Genomic DNA, 21,686 nt, shown 5'->3' with positions numbered 1-21,686 from the left:
AACACGACTCCCGTTACGGCAGCGGAAGGTCTTTCAACTCAATTTCCACTGGCAGTTCAGTAATGTCAGCGGGAGTGTGGTAGACCCAGGTGTATCCTTGGAGACTTTCCACCGGAAGATCGAAGAAATAGGCCAGACTTAAAAAGCCCTCTGATTGACCAATTGTTTCGAAACCAGCATGGTCAACTACTTCTCCCTCCGGGTTTTCCAGGTAGGTCCGATTCTGAAATGCCCAGCCGCGATATTTCTGCAGGGCCTGTACCTTGCCTACCACTTCCAGCCGCATACGGAGTTCCCAGAGCGATTGCTTTCGAATGACATCGACAAGTACAACCTTTACTCCGCCCCAAATCTGTTCAACATCTGCGGCGACCGGAAGATCGGTGAATCGGAATTCCGTCTTTCCTGCGGGAACCAAAGCAATAAGTTGACCCTTCAAGTACATGAGAGAACGAATCTGTCGGGGAGGAAGCTGGAGTGGCACGACCATTTCGGCGGTATGGGTGCCATACAAGACCTCGGCACCAATCACTGGAACCCCTTTTTCGACGGTAAGCATCGTCTGATCGTCGGCAGTGATTTCAAGCGTATCCTTGGCAAGTGAAAAAGATATGGGGTTAAGTCGAGGCTCCCAAGCAACTTCCAATTCGAGTTGCGCTGAACTTTCTCTTGGATTCCGCAATCCCTTTCGCGCAGTAATGTTTGTAGCTTCGATCCGAAATGGGCCTGAGTAACAAGCTCGACCGAAACGTAACAAAGAATCAGGAGTACGATTGACAACGGCAAGGGCATCTTCCCCCGAAGCTGCGTACAATCCCAAATCCGCCGCATCGAGAAACTTGTCTAAAACCGGCCAAAAATCACGGTCACTAATACTAAAGTTCCAAAGTGACTGCGAGACATCTTGACCGAATCGCTCACGAAAATCGACGAGTTTGTTACCAGTCTGTGCTTGGATATCGGCAAGCACGGCATCGAGATCCGTGCCTGCCGTAATGAGCGTGAGTTTAGTAGGTTCCGTGATTGGCCGGTATTCATTGACCTTGGTCTCCACTTCGGAGGTTCGTTGTGCCGCTACGAAATCCCGAGGGTAAGCAATCCCTACGAGAACCAAGAAGGTAAACCAGGGAGTCTGAAAGAACGTTCGCATCAGATATTCTCGCTAGGACGAATCGCGGATGATTCAGTGAGTTTCTATTGTAACGAATAGCCGGCCTTTAACGCATCACGCCTATGGAATACGAGCTAGACTTTTTCGGTAGTCTTTTCGTTCTTGGTAATGGACTTTTCTCATGAAACACTTCTCTTTGATCCTAGGCATTACCCTGTGCCTGTTTTCCATTGGACTTCATGCCCAAAGCCCGGCACCCTTCATGATGCTCACCCACGTCGGAAATCAGGAACTGGAGGGACAGCCGCTTACTTGGACCCAAGACGAGATGCTCCTCTTGGGCCGGGACGGACAGCTTTACACTTTTCCTCCCAAGTATGCCGAGAAGTCTAAGAAAACAGGCACGGTCTTTCGAGGCTACTCGATCATGGAAATGCGGAACCGACTCCGCGAAGAATTCGACTCGTCGTTCGATGTGAGTCATTCCCAGCACTTTGTCGTGGCCCATCCCAAAGGGGTTTGGAGCGTGTGGGCCGAGCGTATGGAATCGTTTTATCGTTCATTCACGCACTATATGGCAGTGCGGGGTTTTGATTTGTCCGATCCCCAGGTGCCGCTGGTGGCGATCGTGTTTCGCAACAAGACCGACTACTACAATCACGCCGCCAAGGGGGGGACACCGCTCCAACCAGGTACATTGGGACACTACGACCCCTCTTCGAATCGCATTTTTCTTTTCGACGCCGGATTGGAATCCGATCAAGATTGGACTGCGAGCATCGACACGATCATCCACGAGGCGACCCACCAAACGGCCAGCAATGTGGGGATACATCGACGTTTTGCCGATCAGCCGCGTTGGTTAGTCGAAGGCTTGGCGATGATGTTCGAGGCAAAAGCACTGTGGGACCCCCGGGCCACACATACCCAGAGAGACCGCATCAACTACGGTCGGCTCGACGATTTTCGTTACTTCCTGGCAAATCGCCCGGCAGACATGTTGCCCAAACTGATTTCGTCGGACAGCTTGTTTCGCACTTCCGCAGTAGCGGCTTACGCCGAGGCTTGGGCTCTATCGTTCTACCTGTGTGAAACCCGCCCCAAACAGTATTGTGAATACCTTGAACGTGTTGGTGCGAGGAAAGCATTCAGCAAGTACCCGGCGCGACAGCGGATGGCAGATTTTGCTCGCTACTTCGGCAGCGACTTTACCCAGCTAGACGCTGATCTGAATCGCTTCGTCGCAGAATTGAAATAGCTTCAACGCTTCTCCAGCGGCACAAATTCCCGCTCGGTACTCCCCACGTAGATCTGCCGAGGTCGACAGATTTTTTTTGTGGGACTTTCATGCATCTCCCGCCAGTGGGCCAGCCATCCAGGCAGTCGACCGATGGCAAAGAGCACCGTGAACATCTGCACGGGAATGCCGATGGCGCGATAGATGACTCCCGAGTAGAAATCGACGTTGGGGTATAACTTTCGCTCAATAAAGTACTCGTCGTTGAGAGCGACTTCTTGCAACTGCTGTGCGATATCGAAAATCGGATCATCGATACTGCGTTTCTTGAGTAGCTTTTCGCAGGAAGCGCGGATAATTGTTGCGCGGGGATCGAAGTTCTTATAGACCCGATGCCCGAAACCCATGAGGCGGAAACTGCTCGACTTGTCCTTGGCCATGTCGACATATTTCTTAACGTTGCCGCCGTCTTTGCGAATCTGTTCGAGCATCGCGACACACGCTTCGTTCGCTCCGCCGTGCAATGGCCCCCAAAGGGCGCTGATGCCGGCAGAGATCGAAGCAAACAAGTTCGCGTTCGAGGACCCCACCATCCGCACCGTTGAGGTGCTGCAATTCTGTTCATGATCGGCGTGCACGATCAACAGCAAGTTCAGAGCCTCGACAAAATCGGGGTCAATCTCATAAGGTTCGGTCGGAACTGAGAACATCATCTGCAGGAAATTCTCGCAATAAGTCAGATCATTCCTGGGATAGACAAAGGGCTGTCCGATAGATTTCTTGTAAGCAAAGGCAGCGATCGTAGGCAGTTTTGCCAAGAGTCTCAGCACTGATTCGTCGACTTGCGCCTTGTCGTGTGGATCAAGCGAATCCTGGTAGAAGGTGGATAGTGCTCCTACGACGGAACTGAGGATGGCCATCGGATGGGCATCACGAGGAAATCCGTCGTAGAACAACCGCATGTCTTCGTGCAGCATGGTGTGCCGCCGAAGTTTCAGACGAAATCGAGCCAACTGGTCTTCCGAAGGAAGCTCGCCGTAAATCAGCAGATAAGCAACTTCGATAAAATCGCAACTCTCGGCTAGCTTCTCCACAGGATAGCCACGATAGCGGAGGATCCCCTTCTCTCCGTCTAGGAACGTGACGGAACTCTTCGTGGAGCCCGTATTCACATAGCCATCATCGAGTGTGATTAGACCGGTAGACGAGCGAAGTTGGCTGATATCGATGGCGGTCTCATGCTCAGAGCCGACGACCAGCGGCAGCTCCAATTCAGAATCGCCGATAGTTAATTTTGCAACTTCAGACATCGTCGATTCCTTTAACTCTCTCATAACTCACGGGCCATCTCCCCGAGGAGCGGGATAACGGTTGCTTTGCGGGGGCTAGAGGCCAAAATTGACTCAATTGACCGCAGTATGAGTTTACATGTGACTCGTCTCTCGATCAATCGGTGAGCCAGCCGAGTCGGTATCCGGAGGGCCCAAGAGTACTCCAGAAAAGGCGCAGACTATCTGCAGAAGCTCCCCTAAACACCGAGAAGATTTGCCGATCAGGCAAGGCAAGAGGCCTTAGCGCTGGGCCGTTCTGCCCTTTAGTTGGTCAAGTTCTGAGCCGCGAAAATCACCATCGAAAATCGTCCAAATGCGGCTCTTATTGCGAAGCTTTTCCATTTCGACACCTACGAGGTCTTTCTTTTCCTCGACTTCGAGGATCTCACGAATCTCGACTTGGGCCTCGGTAAACGGCTTGCGACCCGCCTCTTTGCGTTCCAGAACGCGGATGATGTGAAAACCAAGCTCACTCTCGATCACGTCGCTAAGTTGACCCACTTCGAGTGAAAAGAGGGCCTCATTGATTTCTGCACAGCGGAGCGCTCCTTTGGTCGTCCACTCGTGTGCACCTCCTTGCGCTGCCGTGAAGCCGTGGGATTTTGCTTTGGCGATCTCGGTCATCACCGGTCCGCGAACCTGGGGATTTTGTAGGACTCTCTGCCAGACTTCGTTCCCCATTTCGGTGATCGTCCGCCAGGCGACGGCACGGTCATTGCCGACTTCGTCAAAGCGAATCATCAGTTCTTCCCAGGTGGCCTGAGACGGATAGTCGTACTCGGCTTCGTGTGCTTGATAGTAGGCAAGCATCTGTTCATGTGTCACTGGCTTGGGTTTCGGGGCCAATTGCCGCAGCCACTCACCGGCTATGGTACGCTCATAAAATGCTCGCCGCAGGTCTGTGAGCGATGTCCCGCGCTGGTGCAAGACTTCTTCCAATTCGCGGCGATCGGCAACTTCCAGCATTTGGATCAGTCGAGGAATTTCCATTTCATCGAACGGTTCATTGAGATTCTCTTCCACCTTGGGAAGATTCTCCGCAGGCACCTTCCGCCTGAAGTCGGCATACAACACTTTCGTATCGATCAGCCCGATCACCTGTTGTCGCATGATAGCCATCGCAGCTGCTTCGCGTTGTTCCGGTGGTATGCGGTCACCATTCGACTCGAGGATCATGTTCACAACCCACAACACGTCGCTAGCCAACACCACTTGTCCATCAATCCGGGCGACAATCTGTCCCCCTTCCAAGGGCTTGGCGGTTGCCAGATCGGCTGGCTTGCCGTTCGTCACTGCCTGCGTCTTAGCTGGCTGGGTTTGCATTTGAGGGGGAGCAACGACTTGCGCAGGCGATCCATTGGTTTGACTCGGATCGTAAATCCCCCGCACTGCTGAAGGAGAACCCTGGGGCACAGGAGGGGGACCAAAGGCTGGCTGCCCCACTGCGCACTCAATCATGGCACACATCAGCGCACCGACTATCGTGAGCCAACCACAGAGGCGTATTCTCATGCCGGTTTTTTGCACTCGGGCCACCTAAGTCTGGAAAATCGAAACTGCGAATTCTGCCTGGAGATTAAGATAAGCGGCGGGATTCTAGTGATCTGATTCACTACGCCGCAAGAGCGATTCCAGCTCTGCCATGATCCAGGCGGGGTCTTCAACGTGGTTTCCCAGGGGAAGATAGGCACTTTGGTCATCCGCTCGACGTAGTTGCTCGCCACTACGGGCAATCAATAGCCCTAGTTGACGGCTATCACGGTATCCCAACACCAGATAGGGATTTTCCAGATGGATCGATCCCACCTGCCATTGGTGGGCCCAAATCCGCAGCCGTGCTAGCTGCACTAGCTGCTCGACCGGGGCTGGCAATGCACCAAACCGGTCGACAAGCTCCGCACGAAACTCCGCGACCTCGGTTTCCTGTGTCACTCGGCTCAAGCGGCGATAGAGATCGATCTTGGTCCGCATGTCGGGAACATACTGCCGCGGAAAATACGCCGCGATTGGCAGATCAACGATCACATCAACCGAGTCGCGAGGCGGAAGCTGCTTGAGCTCGCGGACCGCCTTTTCCAACAGGGCACAGTAAAGCTCATACCCCACGGTGGCGATGTGGCCGCTCTGTTGGGTTCCCAATAGGTTTCCCGCCCCTCGAATTTCCAGGTCGCGCATCGCCAGGGCGAAACCGGCACCCATTTGGCTGAATTCCTCGATCGCCCGCAATCGTCGGGCGGCCTCCGGCGAAAGGTGACGATTCTCATCGACTAACAAATAGCAGTAGGCCCGATGCTTGTAGCGACCTACTCGACCGCGGAGTTGATGCAAATCAGCCAACCCATAGCGGTCGGCATCGTCGATAAATATCGTGTTGGAATTGGGGATATCCAGGCCACTCTCGATGATCGTGGTAGCAAGCAGGATGTCGTATTGTCCGCTCACAAAACCGAGCATGGCATCTTCCAGTTCATGTTCGGTCATCTGGCCATGCCCAATGCCAATCGATGCCTCGGGGACAATTTCTTGCAACTTCCTGGCCACATTCTGAATGTCGTGGACTCGATTGTGGACGAAAAACACCTGTCCGCCGCGATTTAGCTCCCGCAGGATCGCGTGGCGAATAAGACTTTCATCAAACCGAGCGATGCGAGTCTCCACTGCCAGACGATCCTTGGGAGCCGTTTCTAGATTCGAGATGCTTCGCGCTCCCAAGAGCGACATGTGCAAAGTGCGCGGGATCGGAGTAGCCGTCATCGTCAGCACATCGACGCTCGCCCTCAGAGCTTTCAGGCGTTCTTTCACCGTCACGCCAAACCGCTGTTCTTCGTCGATAATCACCAGACCCAGGTTCTGAAACTGCACATCGGGCGAAACTAGGCGATGGGTGCCGATCAACAGATCGATGCTCCCGTTGGCAGTCCGAGCGAGGATTTCCCTCGACTGTTTTGCAGTGCAGAAACGAGAAAGCGACGCGATTTCAAACGGATACTCCGCCATCCGCTGCCGAAATGTGCGGCAATGCTGCTCGGCCAGCACCGTCGTCGGCACCAAGACGGCAACTTGATAGCCAGCGTCAATTGCCTTGAAGGCAGCCCGCATGGCCATCTCGGTCTTACCGAACCCAACGTCGCCACACAACAAGCGGTCCATCGGTTTGGCTATTTGCATATCGGACTTGATCGCGGCGATGGCACTCAATTGGTCTGGCGTTTCCTGATAGGGGAACGCCGTGTCGAATTCTCGTTGCCAAACCGTGTCCGTAGGGAAGACAATTCCCGGGCGACCATTGCGGGCCGCTTCGAGTTCCAGCATCTCGCTCGCGAAGTCAGTGACAGCCTTCTCGGCGGCCTGCTTCTGCCGGATCCAGGAACGCCCCCCAATGGTAGCCAGCCTTGGTTTGGCCTGCCGCCCCCCCACGTATTTCTGTACCAGTTCGATGCGACTCGTGGGGACATAAATCTTCGTGCCACCATGGAATTCGACTTCGAGATGTTCCTCAGCACCCGCCTCCTTCTCGAGCAGCTTGAGTCCCCGATAGCGCCCGATGCCGTGCGATAAATGGACGACCAGATCTCCTTCGCGAAGTTGCAAGAAACTATCAATCGCCCGCCCAGTCTGCCGTTGGGCCGGCCTCGCAATCTCTTCGCGGTGGAAAAGTTCGCTCGCGCTAATGAGCACTACCTGCTCGGCAACGAATCGAAACCCTCGCGCCAGACGTCCCGGCACGAATCGCAGCTTCCCATCTTGCATGAGCCTTGTCTCGGCAAAAAGTTCCGAGAGCCGCTCCACCTCGGCATCTGTTTCTGTCACCAGAATCACGCGATGATCGGTGGCGACAGCGTCCAATTCTTCACGCACGCGATGCACGTCGCCGCTGAATCGCTCGATGGACTCAAACTGCATGTGAGCGGTTGTCTCGTAAGAGCCGACCGGCACCCCAGACGCAGTGACCGAGGGAAACTTGTTGATCTCACTAAGTGTCAGCGAGACCGAGAAAAAGTCCTCCGGTCGCTCGAGCCGTTCGTGATAAAACCGCCCTTCCTCCTGCAACTCGCTTGGTTCGACCAACATGAACCAACTCTGAGCCGGCAGATAGCCGGTGAAATGCGTCCGGTTGGTATTAGTCGGCTGAAGTACCGTCACATCTACCGTGTCGAGTGAACTCAAACTCCGCTGGTTCGCCACATCAAAAGTACGGAGCGATTCCACTTCATCGCCGAACAGTTCCAGTCGAATCGGATGCTCAGCATCGGGAGGAAACAGATCGAGAATTCCCCCTCGCAAGGAAAACTCACCAGGCATTTCCACCGCCGACGTACTTGCGCACCCTTCGGCCGCGAGCCAGCGAGTGAGCTCCGCCGTGTCGACTGTATCCCCCACGGCGAGTTGCCGCGTCGCCGCAGCTATCGCTGCCTCACTCGGCACAGGCTGCATCAGGCTCTGAATCGCGGTGACAATGATCCGAGGCCGGCGATCTGTCGGATCGAGGCTATTATCTTTTTGCGAAATGAGCGATTTCAGGATTCGCAGGCGACCACCGTAGATGTCGTCATTGAGCACTCGCTCACCGGCATCGGTCTCCCAGGCCGGAAGCTGTTCGACCCGCGCAGAAGTAAAGAGAGCTACATCATCGCAGAAGGAATCGATGTCTCGAGTGTGTGGCAACACCACGACGAGAGATTGGGGAGATTGTCGCTCAATCGCCGCGGCCACGAGCGCGCACGACGACCCCCAGACTCCGCCGAGCGTACCGCCGTGTCCAGCGGATAGGCTTGCAAGTACTTCAGCGAAACCTCGATGCTGCTCAAGTTGATCGGCTAGTGGATGCAGCTCAGCCGCCACTCCAGCCTGGGCGACAGTTTCCATCGTATTGATGGGGGAAATTGTATCCCGCCAAGTGGAGAGCTGAAAGAGCAGCAGAGGGAATTGGGAGACAAAGAACCCCTGAAAAACTCAGTTGTCCACGCGAATCAACAACACCCGCTCACGCGGGATCCAGATCTTCGTGGCGGACCTTTCGTCAGTCGACTCGGAGGCAAGGACGATCCACCGCTCGCTCTGGTCGACGATCTTGCCCGTGACAGAATTCGTGGCGCCGTTCACCATTGCTGGGGTAGGTGGCATTCTCTCAATGCCCAGGTCCTCTCCACTAAACACGATCTGGCAACGCACACCCACCGGCGGAGCAAGCCGCTCCCGGGCGATTCGAGCGGCATTGTCGCTGTATTCCGACCAATAAGAAAAGCCACTCCACAGAATCACCATCAACGCCAACAGCAGCACCATCGTGCGATAGCGAATCCTAAACGGCGATCTGGAGGCGACAGACATTCCACCAGTTTAGCAGATGTCGGGTGAAAACACGGCACTGGAAACAGAATTCGCCTGATTCCTTCTATCCCTTCATACTCCTCACAACCGTCACCTCCCTACGGTCTGTCAGCGGCCTAGAGGCAGCGCACTGATTGCGACGATAAATCTAAATGCAATTCCTGGCAGCCCTACCTCCCCCCTCTTGCATAGGATTACTTGCAATGTGGCGATCACTCTTTCTAGCCTTTGGTGCATACACATGTATCTTGGGCGTTGAAGCCCTCGCGGTGGAAAAAGCCGTTCTGAAGAAACCTCCCCAAGGCCAAACGAGACTCATCGACCGCGACGAGATTGTGCCCCCCGATTGGGCTCCCTGGAGCCTGTTGGCATCGGGGGCCGTGGTGACGCTGTACTCGTTCACGATTCCCCGCCGCGTGGGGGGATGATAAGAAGGGCTCTCGCTTAGTCTTCCGAAAAAGGATTGACCAGCTTCACGCCCGCGTAGCGATAGTCTGCAAAATTTCTCGTAGCCACGGTAAAACCATATTGAAGAGCCGAGGCAGCGATCAAGCTATCTTTGATCGGCATCGCCCGTCCTTTACGCCGAAGTTCGGCGACCAGTTGAGCCCAATGGCCGGCAGTTTGAGCATCAAAATCTACCCTTGCCAAGCGAGAGATCCCAGCCGCGAACCAATCCGTGAGACGTTTGCGGCGTCGCCCCGCAGGAAGTTGCAAGATGCCAATTTGTAGCTCACCTAGAATAATGGGATTGACCACTAAGTCTCGATCATGGTGTAGCAGCCAACGATCCACCTCTGGGCGAGCGTCGGGTTTGGTGGATTCGCTCAAAACATTTGAATCGACGAGATATTTCACAAGGAATCTGTCGACTCCGAATCAATTGGAGTGAACCAATCGGTCTCGGGGCAACTCTTTAACCAATCGAGAACATTGCCCTCGCCTTCAACTACAAGCTTCCTAAGTAAATACTCACCGGCCTGCAGCCGTTCAACTTCAAACTGCTGTCCAGGTGCAATCTGATCCTGCTCGCGGAATTCGGCAGGCAGAACAATCTGGCCTTTGGTAGAAAGCGTGGTTTTCATATATGTAAGATACCGTCTTACCTTGAGAAGTCAAGCTCGGTAAGGAGGCAGAAATCGACGTTCTTAAAACCTTGTTTTCGGCCCCAAGTCGTTTTATGATAAAGGGTTCCCGGTTGCGGCCAGACGGACGTCCCGGGGGCATCTGTATACGTTCCAGTTCAAACTGAGGTGTTGGTGTGGCTACGATTGAAAAACAGAAAAAATCCCCTCCCAAGAGCGAGCTTATTACCGGAGCAGACATCCTGATCCAGTCGCTGGTAAATCTGGGGGTGGAGACAATCTTTGCCTATCCCGGTGGTGCGAGTATGCCGCTGCATCAAGCGCTGACTCGGTTTAGCGATAAGCTCCGCACAATTCTACCCCGTCACGAACAGGGAGGTGGATTCGCCGCTCAGGGGATCGCTCGTAGCACTGGCAAGGTCGGTGTCTGCATGGCCACCAGCGGCCCTGGAGCCACGAACCTCGTTACCGCCATCGCCGATGCCAAGCTCGACAGTATCCCGCTGATTGCCATCACAGGTCAGGTGCCGACAAAAGCGATTGGCACCGATGCCTTCCAGGAAACTCCCATCGTGGAAGTTTGTCGCGGCATCACCAAGCACCATTATCTGGTAACTGACGTCAACGATATCGCCCGTGTTATGAAAGAGGCGTTTCTGATCGCCACTACGGGTCGTCCTGGACCGGTGCTCGTCGATGTGCCGAAGAACGTTCAGCAAGATAGTTGCGTCCCCGACTACGATTCGGACATGATTCTACCGGGCTATTCATTCGAGTCTCCCCATGCACGTCCTGAGCAGATTCGCCAAATAGCAGCCGCCATCAAACTAGCCAAACGCCCGATTATCTACGCCGGGGGTGGCATCGTCCTGGCTGAAGCCAGCGAAGAACTCCGCGCTCTGGTTAAGAAAACCGGCATACCGATCACCACCACAGTGATGGGCCTGGGCGTTTACCCTTCAACCGACGATCTGTCGCTCGACATGCTCGGTATGCATGGGAGTGTGTACTCCAATTATGCCGTCGACGAAGCTGACCTGCTCATCGCCCTCGGCGTCCGGTTCGACGACCGTGTCACCGGCAAGGTGGAAGAGTTCTGCAAGCATGGCAAAATCATCCACGTCGACATCGATGCCTCGGAGTTGAACAAGAATAAGCCTGCCCATATCCCCGTCTGCAGCGATGTGAAGTTTGCCCTCCGCGAGTTGAACAAGATTGTCGAGGCACCGGAGATTTCCGAGTGGGTCGATCAATGCAGCCAATGGAAGCGAGAAGATCCGTTCAAGTTCGACGCTAAATTTCCTGGAATTCTTCAGCAATGGGCGATCCAAAAACTGTGGGAAATGACTCGCGACATGGACCCGATCATTTCCGTCGGCGTGGGCCAGCACCAGATGTGGTCTGCCCAGTTTTACAAATTTGACAAGCCCCGCCGCTGGCTCTCCAGTAGCGGCTTGGGAACAATGGGCTTTGGCCTCCCCGCCGCAATGGGTGCACAGGCAGCCAATCCTGGGAAGCTGGTCTTCGACATCGACGGCGATGGCAGCTTCCAGATGAACATCCAGGAGTTGGCCACATGCTTCTGTGAAAAACTCCCTGTAAAGGTGCTCCTGCTCAATAACCAACATCTCGGCATGGTGATGCAGTGGGAAGACCGTTTCATGCAGGGCAATCGGGCCCACACCTTCCTCGGACCTATCGACAATCCCGAAGCCACAGGCAAGGGAGACGGCTTAGGCCCCAAGGAGCGCTATCCCGACTTTGTTCAAATTGCCAGAGGCTACGGTTGCGGCGCTGCTTATGTGAAAGAAAAGTCCGACTACGAGGCAGCCCTGAAAGAGATGATCGCCTATGACGGACCCTATGTGCTCGACGTTGAAGTCCCTTACCAGGAGCACGTATTACCGATGATACCCGGCGGACACACAGTTCGGGATATCATCAAGTCGTAGAGTGGGCATCGCCTACGAAAGAAGATCTTGGATCGCGTTAAAGATAGAAATAAATCGGTGGACGTTACCCGCCCTACGCGCCGGACGGCAAATCTTACTTCTTCGCCTTCGCCTTGGCGTCCTTAGGGGCATCCGCTTCGTCGTCTTTTTCCTTCTTCTTTTTCTTCTTCAGAGTCAGCTTACGTACGCGGACCTTGGCCAGGCCTAGCGGGGAATCCCCCTCCGACCAGCGCTCGGTTTCCTTCAGCTTTTCCAGACGCTCCACGCGGGTCAGCACACTGCGATTGGAGGTGGCACCGCGGCGGATTTTTAAACTTTTGTCGATTGTCATCGTGAAACTCCCAAACAACCATGCTCACTGGCACGGCAGACAGACTCTAGCGAATCGCCCAATATAATCCCCCCCCGGGGGTTCCGACAAGGGTCACCCCGGACATTGGTATAATTTCGCCATGACTTATCAAGGTGAATACGCCATTCATCTCAGCGGACTTCGACCATGATAGCAACGTCGATCCGACAGATTTGGCCATCTGGCAAGGCGCTACTGGCCTGAACCAACTTGCCGTTGCCGATGGGGATAACGACTCCAACGGCCGGGATATTCTTGCCTGAAAAGTCAGTTCGACAGCGCGCCTATCGTGGCGGTTTCGACCGCCGTGCCGGAGCCTGCAAGTTATGCATTCATCCTCACAATGCTAAGTATACCCAATACCTTTCGAAAACCTGGTCCGTAGCTGGAGCCCCTATCTAATCTTTAAGGCCCACGCCGCGCCCGCCCACACCAGCAACAGCGCCGACAACGGCTCTGGAAGCTGCCATACGGCTATTCCGCTTCGCCCATCTGCCAGGCGGAACACGTAGGCCACCTGACCTAAGTCGTTCATCCCCATGGCTTCGTCGTCAAACGACGGCACGTGGTTTAATCCTCCGGTGAAGTTGAGGTAGTCAATCGTGCTCCCTAACATCGGCTGTCCTTTGCGCGCGACCTGCACCAAACTCGATGCATCGGAGTAGAAGTAAAGCGCCTGGTCGTCGACGTTGCCGCCACTCGTATCGAGGAGTTGGGCCATCACGGTGACTTGCCCCTTTGCGTTCATTTCCGGATTGCCAAAGTCGACAAACCGCCCGTTCCCATCCGACGCGATTGCTCCTCCCCTCATCACTTCCGTGACTTGGGATTTGTCGGCGCGATAAACAGCCCTAAGCACTTCCAGCGGGTTCTCGGGCTTGAATAGAGATGCGCCAAATGTGGTCTGGCCCGCATTATTGATGACCGGCCCATTTGAAAACGAATTGAAGATTGCATCACCACCCGGAGTCGGCAGGCCAGTACGCACGAGCTGGGTCACAGCTTCGCCCGAGCCGAGAAACACACCGCTGTACTGCGAGCCACTGAAGGGATTTACCTGCCCGATGAACGCCACCTCACCCACGTCGTTGAGCGTGGGGCGCTGGTGACCCATATCGCCGAATGTGCCGTCGCCATCGGGTGCTAAATCACCCTGCTGGACGATCTTTAGCGTTGAGTCACCGTCGCCCCGAAAAATCGCACCTGAATTGGGAAGTGACGTCGTCGCCGCGAACGCTATTTGGCCGGCGATGTTGATCGGGAATGCGTAGTTGAATTCGCTATAGTTCCCGCCGGTCGGAGCTGGCCGCTGCAAGCGGGCGATTTCCGTGAGAGTTCCCCCGCTACCACGATACAGTCCACCCGTGATGCCCGATGTTGGATCGAAGCTCAACCCCAGCGAAACGTCCCCCAAGTCGTTGATTTGCGGATCGATCGCCAGATAGGCAATGGTGCCCCCGCCGGGAACCGTCTGACCTGTGCGAGCAATTTCAGTAAGGGCGCCGCCTGCGCCGCGGAACACATACGATGACGATGATGGAAACGTCGAGCCAGCGAATGTGACTTGGCCCGACTCGTTGATTGCCGGCACGCCGACAAACTGTAGTGCAGGGCTCCCGCCGGGACCGCCGATGGCGACTGTTTGGTTCCCATCCCAACGAAACATGCCGTTAGGCGAACCTGAGCCAATCCCCTGCAGATTAGAGATAAACGCGACCTGCCCCTGATTGTTCATGACCGGCTCGATAGTCATCGAGCGGTACGTCCCGCCTCCAGGTGCCGCGTTGCCGCTGAGTGCAATGATCTTGGTCCGTGTATCCTGAACTGGGAAGGCGACAGCCGACGCTACGGCAAGAGAGACCGACATTCCCACGGACAAGCAAATTTGCATTTTCACGAAACCCTTCTCACAGAAACGAGTACCTCATCGTGCGCGGCATGATCCGCCGAGCGACAAGAGTCGAGCAAAATTGAGAGAACCCGAATCTAAATCGCGGGTCGGCAGTTTCGCAAAATTCGTTCTTCGTATAGCCGTACAAGGCCCGGCCACACTCCTAAAAGGCATGCCCTGAGTTTAGCTGAGATGCGCGGCGGAGCAACGGCTTTCTTGCCCCCCCAAAGAAATGATGTCAAATTCCTTAGGAATTGGGCCAGAAATCCCTTGCCGGTGAAGAGATTTGGAGTTTCGTCGGGATGAATGAACACAATCGCGTTGCACTCGGCCGAACTCCAGACATTGAGGATAGCTGGAAGTTCATCGGGATTGAGCGGACCACAAAACTAGTGCTCGCTTACCACGTAAGTGTCCGTGTTAATTCTAGCGTTCAGCAATTCCTGCAAAAACTCAATAATGCAACTACTAGTCATGTTCAGATTAGCACCCATGGCTTGGGCGTTTACACTCACAACGTACCGTTCACTTTTTGGAGCGGTTGCGACTTTGGCCAACTGATTAAGAATTTCCAGGGCGGGCAGAGTTCGGTGAGATACTCACAGCCCACATACTTCTTCTGTAGAGAAGAATGCTAGGCACGCAGGACTGGAAGCCTACAACACGGCCCCCCTTACTCCACCGGCCGTCGCACAATGCCTGCAATAAAAGCGGCCATCAATAGGCCCCCTACCCCGCCATAGATCATTTTCCCCACGCAAAAGGCGGGGGAATGCAGCCACCAGATCATATCACCGGGGTTCGACCACAGCACGCCCAGCAGAGCCGCGAGGGCGACAAATCCAAACCTCTTGCCGAAAGTGTCGAGTACAGGCAGAGCACAGGCAGTCAAGATTGCCGCCACCAGGGCGATCACGAACATGTGGCCAATGCCGGCAGCCATCACCGAAGGAGCCATCATCTCGCTTCCTTCCAGCCGATGTGCAAGGAGAAAACGAGGACCGGCCAGATGCAACTCTTCCGCCGCTTCCACCTCGTCGGCATTGTTAGGATTAGCCGGCATCGGGTAGACGTACATCCCCGAGGGCACCTTGTCCCGTCGCAGGACGGCGGCAATATCGCCTTGAGCCGATTCGGGAAGTGGACCGAGCACCTGTTCTGTAGCACCCGAGAGGCCCCAATACACAAACCCCCAGAAGAACATGGCAATCGCGGAAAACAACGCCGCCAATATGATTCGCCCCGCCATCAGTGAGACTCCTTTACGTAAAAAGTCTGTTTAAGTGAATACAAAAAATAGGGAAAGCGGGAGGTGGGAGAAAAAGTTCCCTCTGATATTAACCCTGTCATATCCCCTGCCCCATGTTTTTCTTAGGGTCGACGAGCCATGCATTATTGATGTGAGAAATACTCGACAAGAAGTTCTTCATCGATTGCATGCGTTTTTCAGGATCAGCCTCTAGGCAGTGATTGATCGCTTTGGCGATGTCCGGATGAAGTCCTGGAAAGTGTTTTTCTAAGGGGATTGGCACCGATTGCCCGTGGGCCATTGCCGCCAAGCCATCCCCAGTACTCTTCTGCCACGGAAGCTCGAAGGCAAACATCTCATACATCGAAACGCCAAACGCAAAAATGTCCAAGCGCTGGTCTGTCGGCCTGCGCCGCACCACCTCGGGGGCCATGTAGTTCGGTGTCCCCGTGCGGATCCCTGGCTGCTGAAACTCTTTGCGAGCTGGCACACTGAGTCCGAAGTCGATCAACTTTAGCGAACTGGCATCCTTCGCGCAGACGAAATTTCGCGGACAAACGTCACGATGGATGTAGCCTGCTTCGTGTACAACTTGCAGGGCCTCAGCTGCCTGGCGCATCAGGGTGAGTCGATTGCCATCGAGCAGTTTGCTCCTGCCGATAATCAATGAGTTGAGCCCCGGCCCATCCAGAAACTCCATCACGAGAAACCGCTGCCCCTTGGAGGTCATGCCGTAGCCCAGCGTCCTGACGATCCGGGGGTGATCAAACGAAGTTGCGATCTCTCCTTCCGAAGGCTTGTCGAGCCCGCGAAACCGCATTTCCAATTGCTCGGTCTTCTCTTTATCAAGAATTTTCAGGCCAACGATCTGATCGGTCTCGCGGTCGCGAGCCATGTGAAAATCGGACATCGTGCCGGAGACCGCATCGCGCAGGATCTCATACCGCTTAGAAATGTCGACCTTGCCCCCGTCGAGGATCGACTTAAAAAAAGAACTGATGCCCATGAATGTCTCGGCAGGGGGAGAGGGAACGAGTTGAGATAAAACGACACAGTCGCCACCCTTCCAATCTAAATGCACAACCCACTTTGGACAAGAAACACTTGGTGGCCAGAACATGAAAGTCCGCCAACTGTCATTCCGAAGGAGTCTTGCGACTGAGGAATCTAGGTAAGTCCATTCTAGGGAAAATGACCGTTGTATGTGCTGCAAACCAGATCCCTCAGGTCGTGGAACTCCCCTCGGGATGACAATTCTAGACCTCTTTTCTGCGATTCTTCCGACCACTCTCCCCTCCAAGACTGGCATTTTCACTCGATTTGGGTGATAATTTGAGTGCGGGGCGACCCGCCCCCAGGAACAGAAGAAGCGGAACTTACTCTTTTCGAGGAGAGCCTTGTCATGAAAGCAACTACTCCAATTCGTCGTGGTTTCACGTTAGTGGAACTCTTGATCGTCATTGCCATCATCGGCACCCTTGTCGGCCTGCTGCTCCCCGCAGTCAACGCAGCACGGGAACGTGCTCGACAAGGGCAGTGCCTCAATAATCTTAAGGAATTGAGTACCGGATTGGTGAGCTTCGCTACTGAAGGCAAAGGTGCCTTCCCGGGGTGGGTGCAAGTGCAGAAGCTCGATCCGACATCAGGTGGCCCAACATATTCTGGCATTTCGAACAAACCAGATATCGCAATTTCTTGGGCAGCTAAAATTTTGCCTCGGCTTGATCAACAAGGTTTGTGGGATCAACTGCAAACGACGAATGCAGTTATTCTAAACCCTCCTCGATTGGACATTTTTCTCTGTCCGAGTGATGCAGGCACTAATCGAGAATTGCCTCGTCTAACATATGTAGGCAACACTGGGTATTTTGACAACGATCCTAACCTTGATATCAGTGCACGGCCTTATGCAAGTGACGTAAAAGAGAATGGCATCATGCACGACTTGCGTCCGGGGCGCAAAGGTCCTACTGTGCGCTATGGCGTTGACATCAAAGACGGCGCTGGAACAACCTTATTGCTCTCTGAAAACATCCATAAAGACGAGGAGGCAGTCGGATACGGGGCTCCAAATACTTGGCTTGGTTTAATGGCTCCCCTAAATATCAGTGATGCGAACGATGAACAGCGTTATGGCATGGTTTGGGTTTATGACAGCAGCAATCCACTTAGTCCTACGATCCAGGCCGGGTTCAACCGTGATCCGAATTCTCCCCTCTTCTATGGTGACCTCAATCAATATGGACCGGGCTACGCCCGACCCGCAAGCGCCCATCCTGAGGTATTCAACGTTGCCTTTGCCGGCGGCGCTGCCAAGGCTATCAGCCAGGGCGTCGAGTACCGTGTCTATCAACAGCTAATGACACCTAACGGGGCTAAGGCAGATGCTTTGGACTACAATGCGAATGACGAATCTCAGATAATGCGCAATTTCATGAATCCACCGCTCAAAGACTCTGACTATTGAGCCACGCTGCATCATCAGGTTCCCCACAAGGAAGTTCAGTCATGTCCGTCGACCCCATGTCGCAGTCGAAGGCCGACTTGGCTGAGATCATCGAGCACATCAATCTGAAAGACTCCCCTGTCGGGATCGATGCACAATACACGCACGCGATTATCATCAGCTATCTGCAACAGATCGCTGCGACGTTAGACCACCTTGAAGGACGTTTGAACGAATGGGAAAATAAGTCCGCTGGCAAATGAGGCGAATCGGCTTTAAGCAATCCCCATGAGTTCACCATCGACTTCGAAGGAAGCGGAAGCGACATCTCCCTCGGCTATCGACTCTAGGCTTTCGTACATGGGGCGAGCGCTGGCGCACCGCAATTTTCGCCTCTTCTTCTACGGCCAAAGTATTTCACTCGTCGGAACCTGGATGACGCGTATTGCCACCGGGTGGCTCGTGTATCGCCTTACTGGGTCCGCGCTCATGCTGGGGATCGTGGGGTTCGCCGGTCAGTTCCCTTCTTTCTTGCTGGCCCCGTTTGCCGGGGTCTTCATTGATCGCACGAACAAACATCACCTGCTAATCTTCACGCAAGTGCTTGCCATGGTTCACTCATTCGCCTTGGCCGTGCTAACTCTCACGAACCTGATCACCATCTGGCAGGTCGTCGCCCTGAGCATCTTCCAGGGGTTAATCAATGCCTTCGACATGCCGACTCGGCAGTCCTTGCTGGTAGAATTGATCGAGGATAAGGACGATTTGTCGAACGCGATTGCACTGAACTCCTCGATGGTCAATGCCGCGCGGCTGATTGGGCCGTCGATCGGCGGCATGCTGATCGCCGCCGTAGGAGAGGGCTGGTGCTTTATGACCGACGCGGTGAGCTACATCGCGGTGCTGGGGTCGTTGTGTGCCATCAAGATCACGGCACGACCCCGCCAGAGTTTCCAGGGAAAACGCGTCTGGCATGAGCTAAGCGAGGGCTGGACCTATGTTTCCCGGTCGCGACTGATCCGCAGTATCTTGTTGCTCCTGGCACTGGTGAGCCTGGTGGGCATGCCCTACACCGTGTTGATGCCCGTGATGGCTGACAAGGTGCTCGAAGGAGGACCTAACACCCTCGGGCTAATGATGGCAGCCACTGGAGTCGGTGCCCTCATCGGTGCGTTGGTGCTTGCCGCACGCAGGTCTGTGCTCCACTTGGGCAAATACATTCCGCTTGCCGCAATCATGTTTGGTACGGGTCTCGTTTTGTTTGCGATGAGCCGTTCACTGTGGCTCTCGATACCGCTGTTGGTCGTCACCGGCCTGGGGTTCATCACTCAATTGGCGGTCAGCAACACACTGCTGCAAACCATTGTTGATGAGGACAAACGAGGTCGAGTCATGAGCTATTACGTGATGGCATTCATGGGCACCGCCCCCTTTGGCAGCCTGCTGGCCGGCACAATCGCTGAGCGGTGGGGAGCCCCGCTGACACTCGCGATCGGGGGCATGGGCTGTGTCTTGGGCGGCATCTGGTTCTTTCGCATTTTGCCAGAACTCCGCGAAGAATTGCGACCGATCTACCGCAAAAAGGGGATCCTGCCCGAAATCGCCACCGGCATCCAAGAAGCCACCGAACTCCGCATCCCACCGGAGTAGTTTGCCAACACCCGGGGATTGCAATCCCCGAGCGTCACTGAAATGAATTTCTACCCAGTCTTGGCCTTGAGCACCACGCGAACGTCAGTGAAAGTCATCCCCGCAGCCTTGGCCGCGACAATCCCTGGATCGCCATCCTCAAACACATGGCATTTCTCAGGCGCGACCTCAAGTCTTCGCGCTGCCTCGACAAACACATCGGGCGAAGGTTTGGGGGCCACCGGATCGTCGGCCGTAATGACAACAGGAAACAGGGACTCCGCGTCGATGCACTTCAAGATCGCATGCACCATTTCGCGAGTTCCTCCCGACACGACCGCCATTGGCAACTTGTCGAAATAGGCATGTGCCGTAGCCAGGACCTCTTCCACTGGGCGGGCCAAGTGAATTCGTTCGTGGAAACGAGTTTCTTTTTCGTGCGTGATCAGCTGGGCATCGAGTGTTTTGCCGTAGAGTCGATTCACCTCCGCAACTATCGTGGTGGTAGGAACCCCAGCATTGTCGTCGATGAGTGCCCGCGGACAATCCACCCCATGCGGCAACAGTGTCTCATGCCACGCCTCGTAGTGGAGCGTCATTGTGTCAGCAAGTGTGCCGTCACAATCGAACAACAGCGCGACAGTATCAGAAGGAATGGGGAGCATGGCAGGTGGGGGGGTACGCAGGGAGAGAAATTATTTTGGTGGAGGTGATAGTATAGCAATTTAAGCCAATTGCTGTGAACCTGATACTCTTGAGAATCATCTGTAAGGAAAGTACGATCTCTCCAAATCATCACGACTAACCTCGAAATGGCAATAAATCCCTATCTTGCTTCAACCGAACTCATTGATTGGCAAACCCCGGCAGTCCGGCAACTCGCTGAACAATTGGCCGAAGGGTGTCGCGACCCGCTAGCCGTGGCCCGAAGATGTTTCGAATGGGTTCGCGATGAAATCAAGCACAGCAGCGACTACCAACTCAATCCGGTAACCTGTACTGCGTCAGAAGTGCTCGCCGCAGGCACCGGTTACTGCTACGCGAAAAGCCATCTGCTGGCGGCATTGCTGAGGGCGAATGGGCTCCCGGCAGGACTCTGTTACCAACGCCTTAGCATCAATGGCGCGGGTGCGCCATTTTGTCTGCATGGGCTCAATGCGGTAGAACTTCCCGGGATCGGATGGTACCGGATGGATGCCCGGGGAAATCGAGAAGATGTGGATGGCCAATTCACTCCTCCGAAAGAGAGGCTTGCTTTCGCGATCCAGGTAGATGGAGAGCAGGAATTGCCTGATATCTATGCTGAACCGCTTCCAGTGGTCGTTGAATCGCTGCGAACCCATGCAACTTGGGATGCGGTGTTGGCGAATCTGCCAGATCGAGGCTAAAGTTGACGGACTCTATAGATCCGATTTAATCAGGAGTTTTTTGGGATGCTTGATAGGCGTATACGACAGGCACATACCCAACGAGCTACTCTCGCGCCGCCTATAGATAAGTGACAAATAGTCTCTATCATGAAAGATATTGGAATCGCAACTCCTGAGAAAACAAAGATGTAATTCTTTACGTAGGAGGCGTAGGGATTGCAGTTGCCTCGACCGGCAAGGCCTTTCTGATACGACAATTATTGAACGGAGAGCAAAATATGCAAATCAACCTCAGTACCGACAACCACATCGAAGGCAATGCGAAACTCACAGGCTATGTTGAGTCTCTCGTAGAATCGGCCCTTGATCGTTTCTTAAAGCAAATAACAAGAGTAGAAGTTCATCTCTCTGATCAAAACAGTGGCACCAAGTCTGGGGCCAACGACAAGCGTTGCGTCATGGAAGCCCGAATCTCTGGGCGACAGCCTCTCTCCGTGACGGCAGAATCCGACTCGGTTGATCGTGCCTTGGACGGAGCGATCACAAAACTCGAAAAAAAGCTCGCTAGCGAATTTGATCGAATAAAAGACCCTCGTAGGAAAGTTCGAGATTATCCTGAGGTGGACGAAAATCTCTAAGTGAGAGCCGAGTGTGATGCGCCAACGCCCAGGGATGGCAATCCCTGGGCGTTGCAGCTGTGAA

21 protein-coding genes are annotated in these 21,686 nt (G+C 54.4%); 9 read left to right on the top strand and 12 right to left on the bottom strand.

Annotated features, from left to right (window positions below):
• Window positions 1-13: 13 nt before the first annotated feature.
• The gene (locus Pla144_RS02330) at window positions 14-1,150 is read right to left on the bottom strand and encodes a hypothetical protein (protein ID WP_146447703.1); all 1,137 of its coding nucleotides are present in this window, start codon (window positions 1,148-1,150) and stop codon (window positions 14-16) included.
• 142 nt (window positions 1,151-1,292) lie between these two features.
• Here Pla144_RS02330 and Pla144_RS02325 point away from each other — a divergent pair, with 142 nt between their 5' ends.
• A complete protein-coding gene (locus Pla144_RS02325) occupies window positions 1,293-2,369 on the top strand; it encodes a DUF1570 domain-containing protein (RefSeq protein ID WP_146447702.1) in 1,077 nt (358 codons plus the stop codon).
• Window positions 2,370-2,371: 2 nt separating this feature from the next.
• Here the strand turns inward: Pla144_RS02325 and Pla144_RS02320 are convergent, their stop codons facing one another.
• The 4 genes from Pla144_RS02320 to Pla144_RS02305 form a co-directional block, all read right to left on the bottom strand.
• A complete protein-coding gene (locus Pla144_RS02320; RefSeq protein WP_146447701.1) occupies window positions 2,372-3,658 on the bottom strand; it encodes a citrate synthase in 1,287 nt (428 codons plus the stop codon).
• Window positions 3,659-3,919: 261 nt separating this feature from the next.
• Complete coding sequence (locus Pla144_RS02315) at window positions 3,920-5,191, bottom strand: peptidylprolyl isomerase (RefSeq protein ID WP_146447700.1); 1,272 nt, start codon at window positions 5,189-5,191, stop codon at window positions 3,920-3,922.
• Window positions 5,192-5,275: 84 nt separating this feature from the next.
• Entirely contained in the window at window positions 5,276-8,545 is a 3,270-nt protein-coding gene (mfd, locus tag Pla144_RS02310) for a transcription-repair coupling factor (protein ID WP_146447699.1), read from the bottom strand.
• An 87-nt stretch (window positions 8,546-8,632) separates the two neighbouring features.
• Window positions 8,633-9,010, bottom strand: a complete 378-nt coding sequence (locus Pla144_RS02305; RefSeq protein WP_146447698.1) for a hypothetical protein — start codon at window positions 9,008-9,010, stop codon at window positions 8,633-8,635.
• Between the two features lie 203 nt (window positions 9,011-9,213).
• Here Pla144_RS02305 and Pla144_RS02300 point away from each other — a divergent pair, with 203 nt between their 5' ends.
• Window positions 9,214-9,438 (top strand): hypothetical protein, encoded by a 225-nt coding sequence (locus Pla144_RS02300; protein ID WP_146447697.1) that lies wholly within the window; start codon window positions 9,214-9,216, stop codon window positions 9,436-9,438.
• Window positions 9,439-9,454: 16 nt separating this feature from the next.
• Here the strand turns inward: Pla144_RS02300 and Pla144_RS02295 are convergent, their stop codons facing one another.
• Together Pla144_RS02295 and Pla144_RS02290 are read right to left on the bottom strand one after the other, a co-directional pair.
• On the bottom strand, window positions 9,455-9,868 hold the full coding sequence (locus Pla144_RS02295) for a PIN domain-containing protein (RefSeq protein WP_146447696.1): 414 nt from the start codon (window positions 9,866-9,868) through the stop codon (window positions 9,455-9,457).
• On the bottom strand, window positions 9,865-10,095 hold the full coding sequence (locus tag Pla144_RS02290) for an AbrB/MazE/SpoVT family DNA-binding domain-containing protein (RefSeq protein WP_146447695.1): 231 nt from the start codon (window positions 10,093-10,095) through the stop codon (window positions 9,865-9,867). The genes Pla144_RS02295 and Pla144_RS02290 overlap by 4 nt, the downstream gene beginning before the upstream one ends.
• A 176-nt stretch (window positions 10,096-10,271) precedes the next feature.
• Between Pla144_RS02290 and ilvB the strand changes: the two genes are divergently transcribed.
• The gene (ilvB, locus tag Pla144_RS02285) at window positions 10,272-12,047 is read left to right on the top strand and encodes a biosynthetic-type acetolactate synthase large subunit (RefSeq protein ID WP_231936126.1); all 1,776 of its coding nucleotides are present in this window, start codon (window positions 10,272-10,274) and stop codon (window positions 12,045-12,047) included.
• Between the two features lie 94 nt (window positions 12,048-12,141).
• Here the strand turns inward: ilvB and Pla144_RS02280 are convergent, their stop codons facing one another.
• Window positions 12,142-12,378 carry a small basic protein gene (locus Pla144_RS02280; RefSeq protein WP_146447694.1) on the bottom strand — a complete coding sequence of 79 codons (237 nt, stop codon included), beginning with the start codon at window positions 12,376-12,378 and terminating at the stop codon, window positions 12,142-12,144.
• A 134-nt stretch (window positions 12,379-12,512) separates the two neighbouring features.
• On the opposite strand from Pla144_RS02280, the gene Pla144_RS24410 reads away from it, so the two are divergent.
• Window positions 12,513-12,662, top strand: coding sequence for a hypothetical protein (locus Pla144_RS24410; RefSeq protein WP_197530330.1), 150 nt, complete (start codon window positions 12,513-12,515; stop codon window positions 12,660-12,662).
• Window positions 12,663-12,793: 131 nt separating this feature from the next.
• Here Pla144_RS24410 and Pla144_RS02275 read toward each other — a convergent pair whose 3' ends face one another.
• The 3 genes from Pla144_RS02275 to Pla144_RS02265 form a co-directional block, all read right to left on the bottom strand.
• Entirely contained in the window at window positions 12,794-14,290 is a 1,497-nt protein-coding gene (locus Pla144_RS02275; protein ID WP_391580955.1) for a DUF7453 family protein, read from the bottom strand.
• A gap of 673 nt (window positions 14,291-14,963) precedes the next feature.
• A complete protein-coding gene (locus tag Pla144_RS02270) occupies window positions 14,964-15,539 on the bottom strand; it encodes a hypothetical protein (protein ID WP_146447692.1) in 576 nt (191 codons plus the stop codon).
• Window positions 15,540-15,636: 97 nt separating this feature from the next.
• Complete coding sequence (locus Pla144_RS02265) at window positions 15,637-16,545, bottom strand: serine/threonine protein kinase (RefSeq protein ID WP_197530329.1); 909 nt, start codon at window positions 16,543-16,545, stop codon at window positions 15,637-15,639.
• Window positions 16,546-16,941: 396 nt separating this feature from the next.
• Here Pla144_RS02265 and Pla144_RS02260 point away from each other — a divergent pair, with 396 nt between their 5' ends.
• From Pla144_RS02260 to Pla144_RS02250, 3 genes are read left to right on the top strand one after another with little or no spacing between them, the layout of a single operon-like run.
• Entirely contained in the window at window positions 16,942-18,006 is a 1,065-nt protein-coding gene (locus Pla144_RS02260; RefSeq protein WP_146447690.1) for a DUF1559 family PulG-like putative transporter, read from the top strand.
• Window positions 18,007-18,047: 41 nt separating this feature from the next.
• On the top strand, window positions 18,048-18,248 hold the full coding sequence (locus tag Pla144_RS02255) for a hypothetical protein (protein WP_146447689.1): 201 nt from the start codon (window positions 18,048-18,050) through the stop codon (window positions 18,246-18,248).
• A gap of 25 nt (window positions 18,249-18,273) precedes the next feature.
• Window positions 18,274-19,635 (top strand): MFS transporter, encoded by a 1,362-nt coding sequence (locus Pla144_RS02250; protein ID WP_197530328.1) that lies wholly within the window; start codon window positions 18,274-18,276, stop codon window positions 19,633-19,635.
• A gap of 50 nt (window positions 19,636-19,685) precedes the next feature.
• On the opposite strand, the gene Pla144_RS02245 is transcribed toward Pla144_RS02250, so the two are convergent.
• Window positions 19,686-20,279 carry an HAD family hydrolase gene (locus Pla144_RS02245; protein WP_146447688.1) on the bottom strand — a complete coding sequence of 198 codons (594 nt, stop codon included), beginning with the start codon at window positions 20,277-20,279 and terminating at the stop codon, window positions 19,686-19,688.
• A gap of 147 nt (window positions 20,280-20,426) precedes the next feature.
• Between Pla144_RS02245 and Pla144_RS02240 the strand changes: the two genes are divergently transcribed.
• Complete coding sequence (locus Pla144_RS02240) at window positions 20,427-21,002, top strand: transglutaminase-like domain-containing protein (protein ID WP_197530327.1); 576 nt, start codon at window positions 20,427-20,429, stop codon at window positions 21,000-21,002.
• Window positions 21,003-21,262: 260 nt separating this feature from the next.
• Window positions 21,263-21,622, top strand: a complete 360-nt coding sequence (locus Pla144_RS02235; RefSeq protein ID WP_146447687.1) for an HPF/RaiA family ribosome-associated protein — start codon at window positions 21,263-21,265, stop codon at window positions 21,620-21,622.
• Window positions 21,623-21,686 lie beyond the last annotated feature (64 nt).

The sequence above is a fragment of the Bythopirellula polymerisocia genome (assembly GCF_007860015.1).
Lineage (GTDB): Bacteria > Planctomycetota > Planctomycetia > Pirellulales > Lacipirellulaceae > Bythopirellula > Bythopirellula polymerisocia.
Note: the sequence above shows the minus strand (reverse complement) of the source record. Positions and strands in the feature narration are given on the sequence as shown.

Coding starts and splice junctions, on each gene's coding strand:
- Pla144_RS02300 (WP_146447697.1), top strand. CDS start 9,214: ATGTGGCGATCACTCTTTCTAGCCTTTGGTGCATACACATGTATCTTG.
- Pla144_RS02260 (WP_146447690.1), top strand. CDS start 16,942: ATGAAAGCAACTACTCCAATTCGTCGTGGTTTCACGTTAGTGGAACTC.
- Pla144_RS02250 (WP_197530328.1), top strand. CDS start 18,274: ATGAGTTCACCATCGACTTCGAAGGAAGCGGAAGCGACATCTCCCTCG.
- Pla144_RS02235 (WP_146447687.1), top strand. CDS start 21,263: ATGCAAATCAACCTCAGTACCGACAACCACATCGAAGGCAATGCGAAA.
- Pla144_RS02290 (WP_146447695.1), bottom strand. CDS start 10,095: ATGAAAACCACGCTTTCTACCAAAGGCCAGATTGTTCTGCCTGCCGAA.
- Pla144_RS02305 (WP_146447698.1), bottom strand. CDS start 9,010: ATGTCTGTCGCCTCCAGATCGCCGTTTAGGATTCGCTATCGCACGATG.
- Pla144_RS02315 (WP_146447700.1), bottom strand. CDS start 5,191: ATGAGAATACGCCTCTGTGGTTGGCTCACGATAGTCGGTGCGCTGATG.
- Pla144_RS02255 (WP_146447689.1), top strand. CDS start 18,048: ATGTCCGTCGACCCCATGTCGCAGTCGAAGGCCGACTTGGCTGAGATC.
- Pla144_RS02330 (WP_146447703.1), bottom strand. CDS start 1,150: ATGCGAACGTTCTTTCAGACTCCCTGGTTTACCTTCTTGGTTCTCGTA.
- Pla144_RS02320 (WP_146447701.1), bottom strand. CDS start 3,658: ATGTCTGAAGTTGCAAAATTAACTATCGGCGATTCTGAATTGGAGCTG.
- Pla144_RS02270 (WP_146447692.1), bottom strand. CDS start 15,539: ATGGCGGGGCGAATCATATTGGCGGCGTTGTTTTCCGCGATTGCCATG.
- Pla144_RS02325 (WP_146447702.1), top strand. CDS start 1,293: ATGAAACACTTCTCTTTGATCCTAGGCATTACCCTGTGCCTGTTTTCC.
- Pla144_RS02245 (WP_146447688.1), bottom strand. CDS start 20,279: ATGCTCCCCATTCCTTCTGATACTGTCGCGCTGTTGTTCGATTGTGAC.
- Pla144_RS02280 (WP_146447694.1), bottom strand. CDS start 12,378: ATGACAATCGACAAAAGTTTAAAAATCCGCCGCGGTGCCACCTCCAAT.
- Pla144_RS02240 (WP_197530327.1), top strand. CDS start 20,427: ATGGCAATAAATCCCTATCTTGCTTCAACCGAACTCATTGATTGGCAA.
- mfd (WP_146447699.1), bottom strand. CDS start 8,545: ATGGAAACTGTCGCCCAGGCTGGAGTGGCGGCTGAGCTGCATCCACTA.
- Pla144_RS02275 (WP_391580955.1), bottom strand. CDS start 14,290: ATGCAAATTTGCTTGTCCGTGGGAATGTCGGTCTCTCTTGCCGTAGCG.
- Pla144_RS02265 (WP_197530329.1), bottom strand. CDS start 16,545: ATGGGCATCAGTTCTTTTTTTAAGTCGATCCTCGACGGGGGCAAGGTC.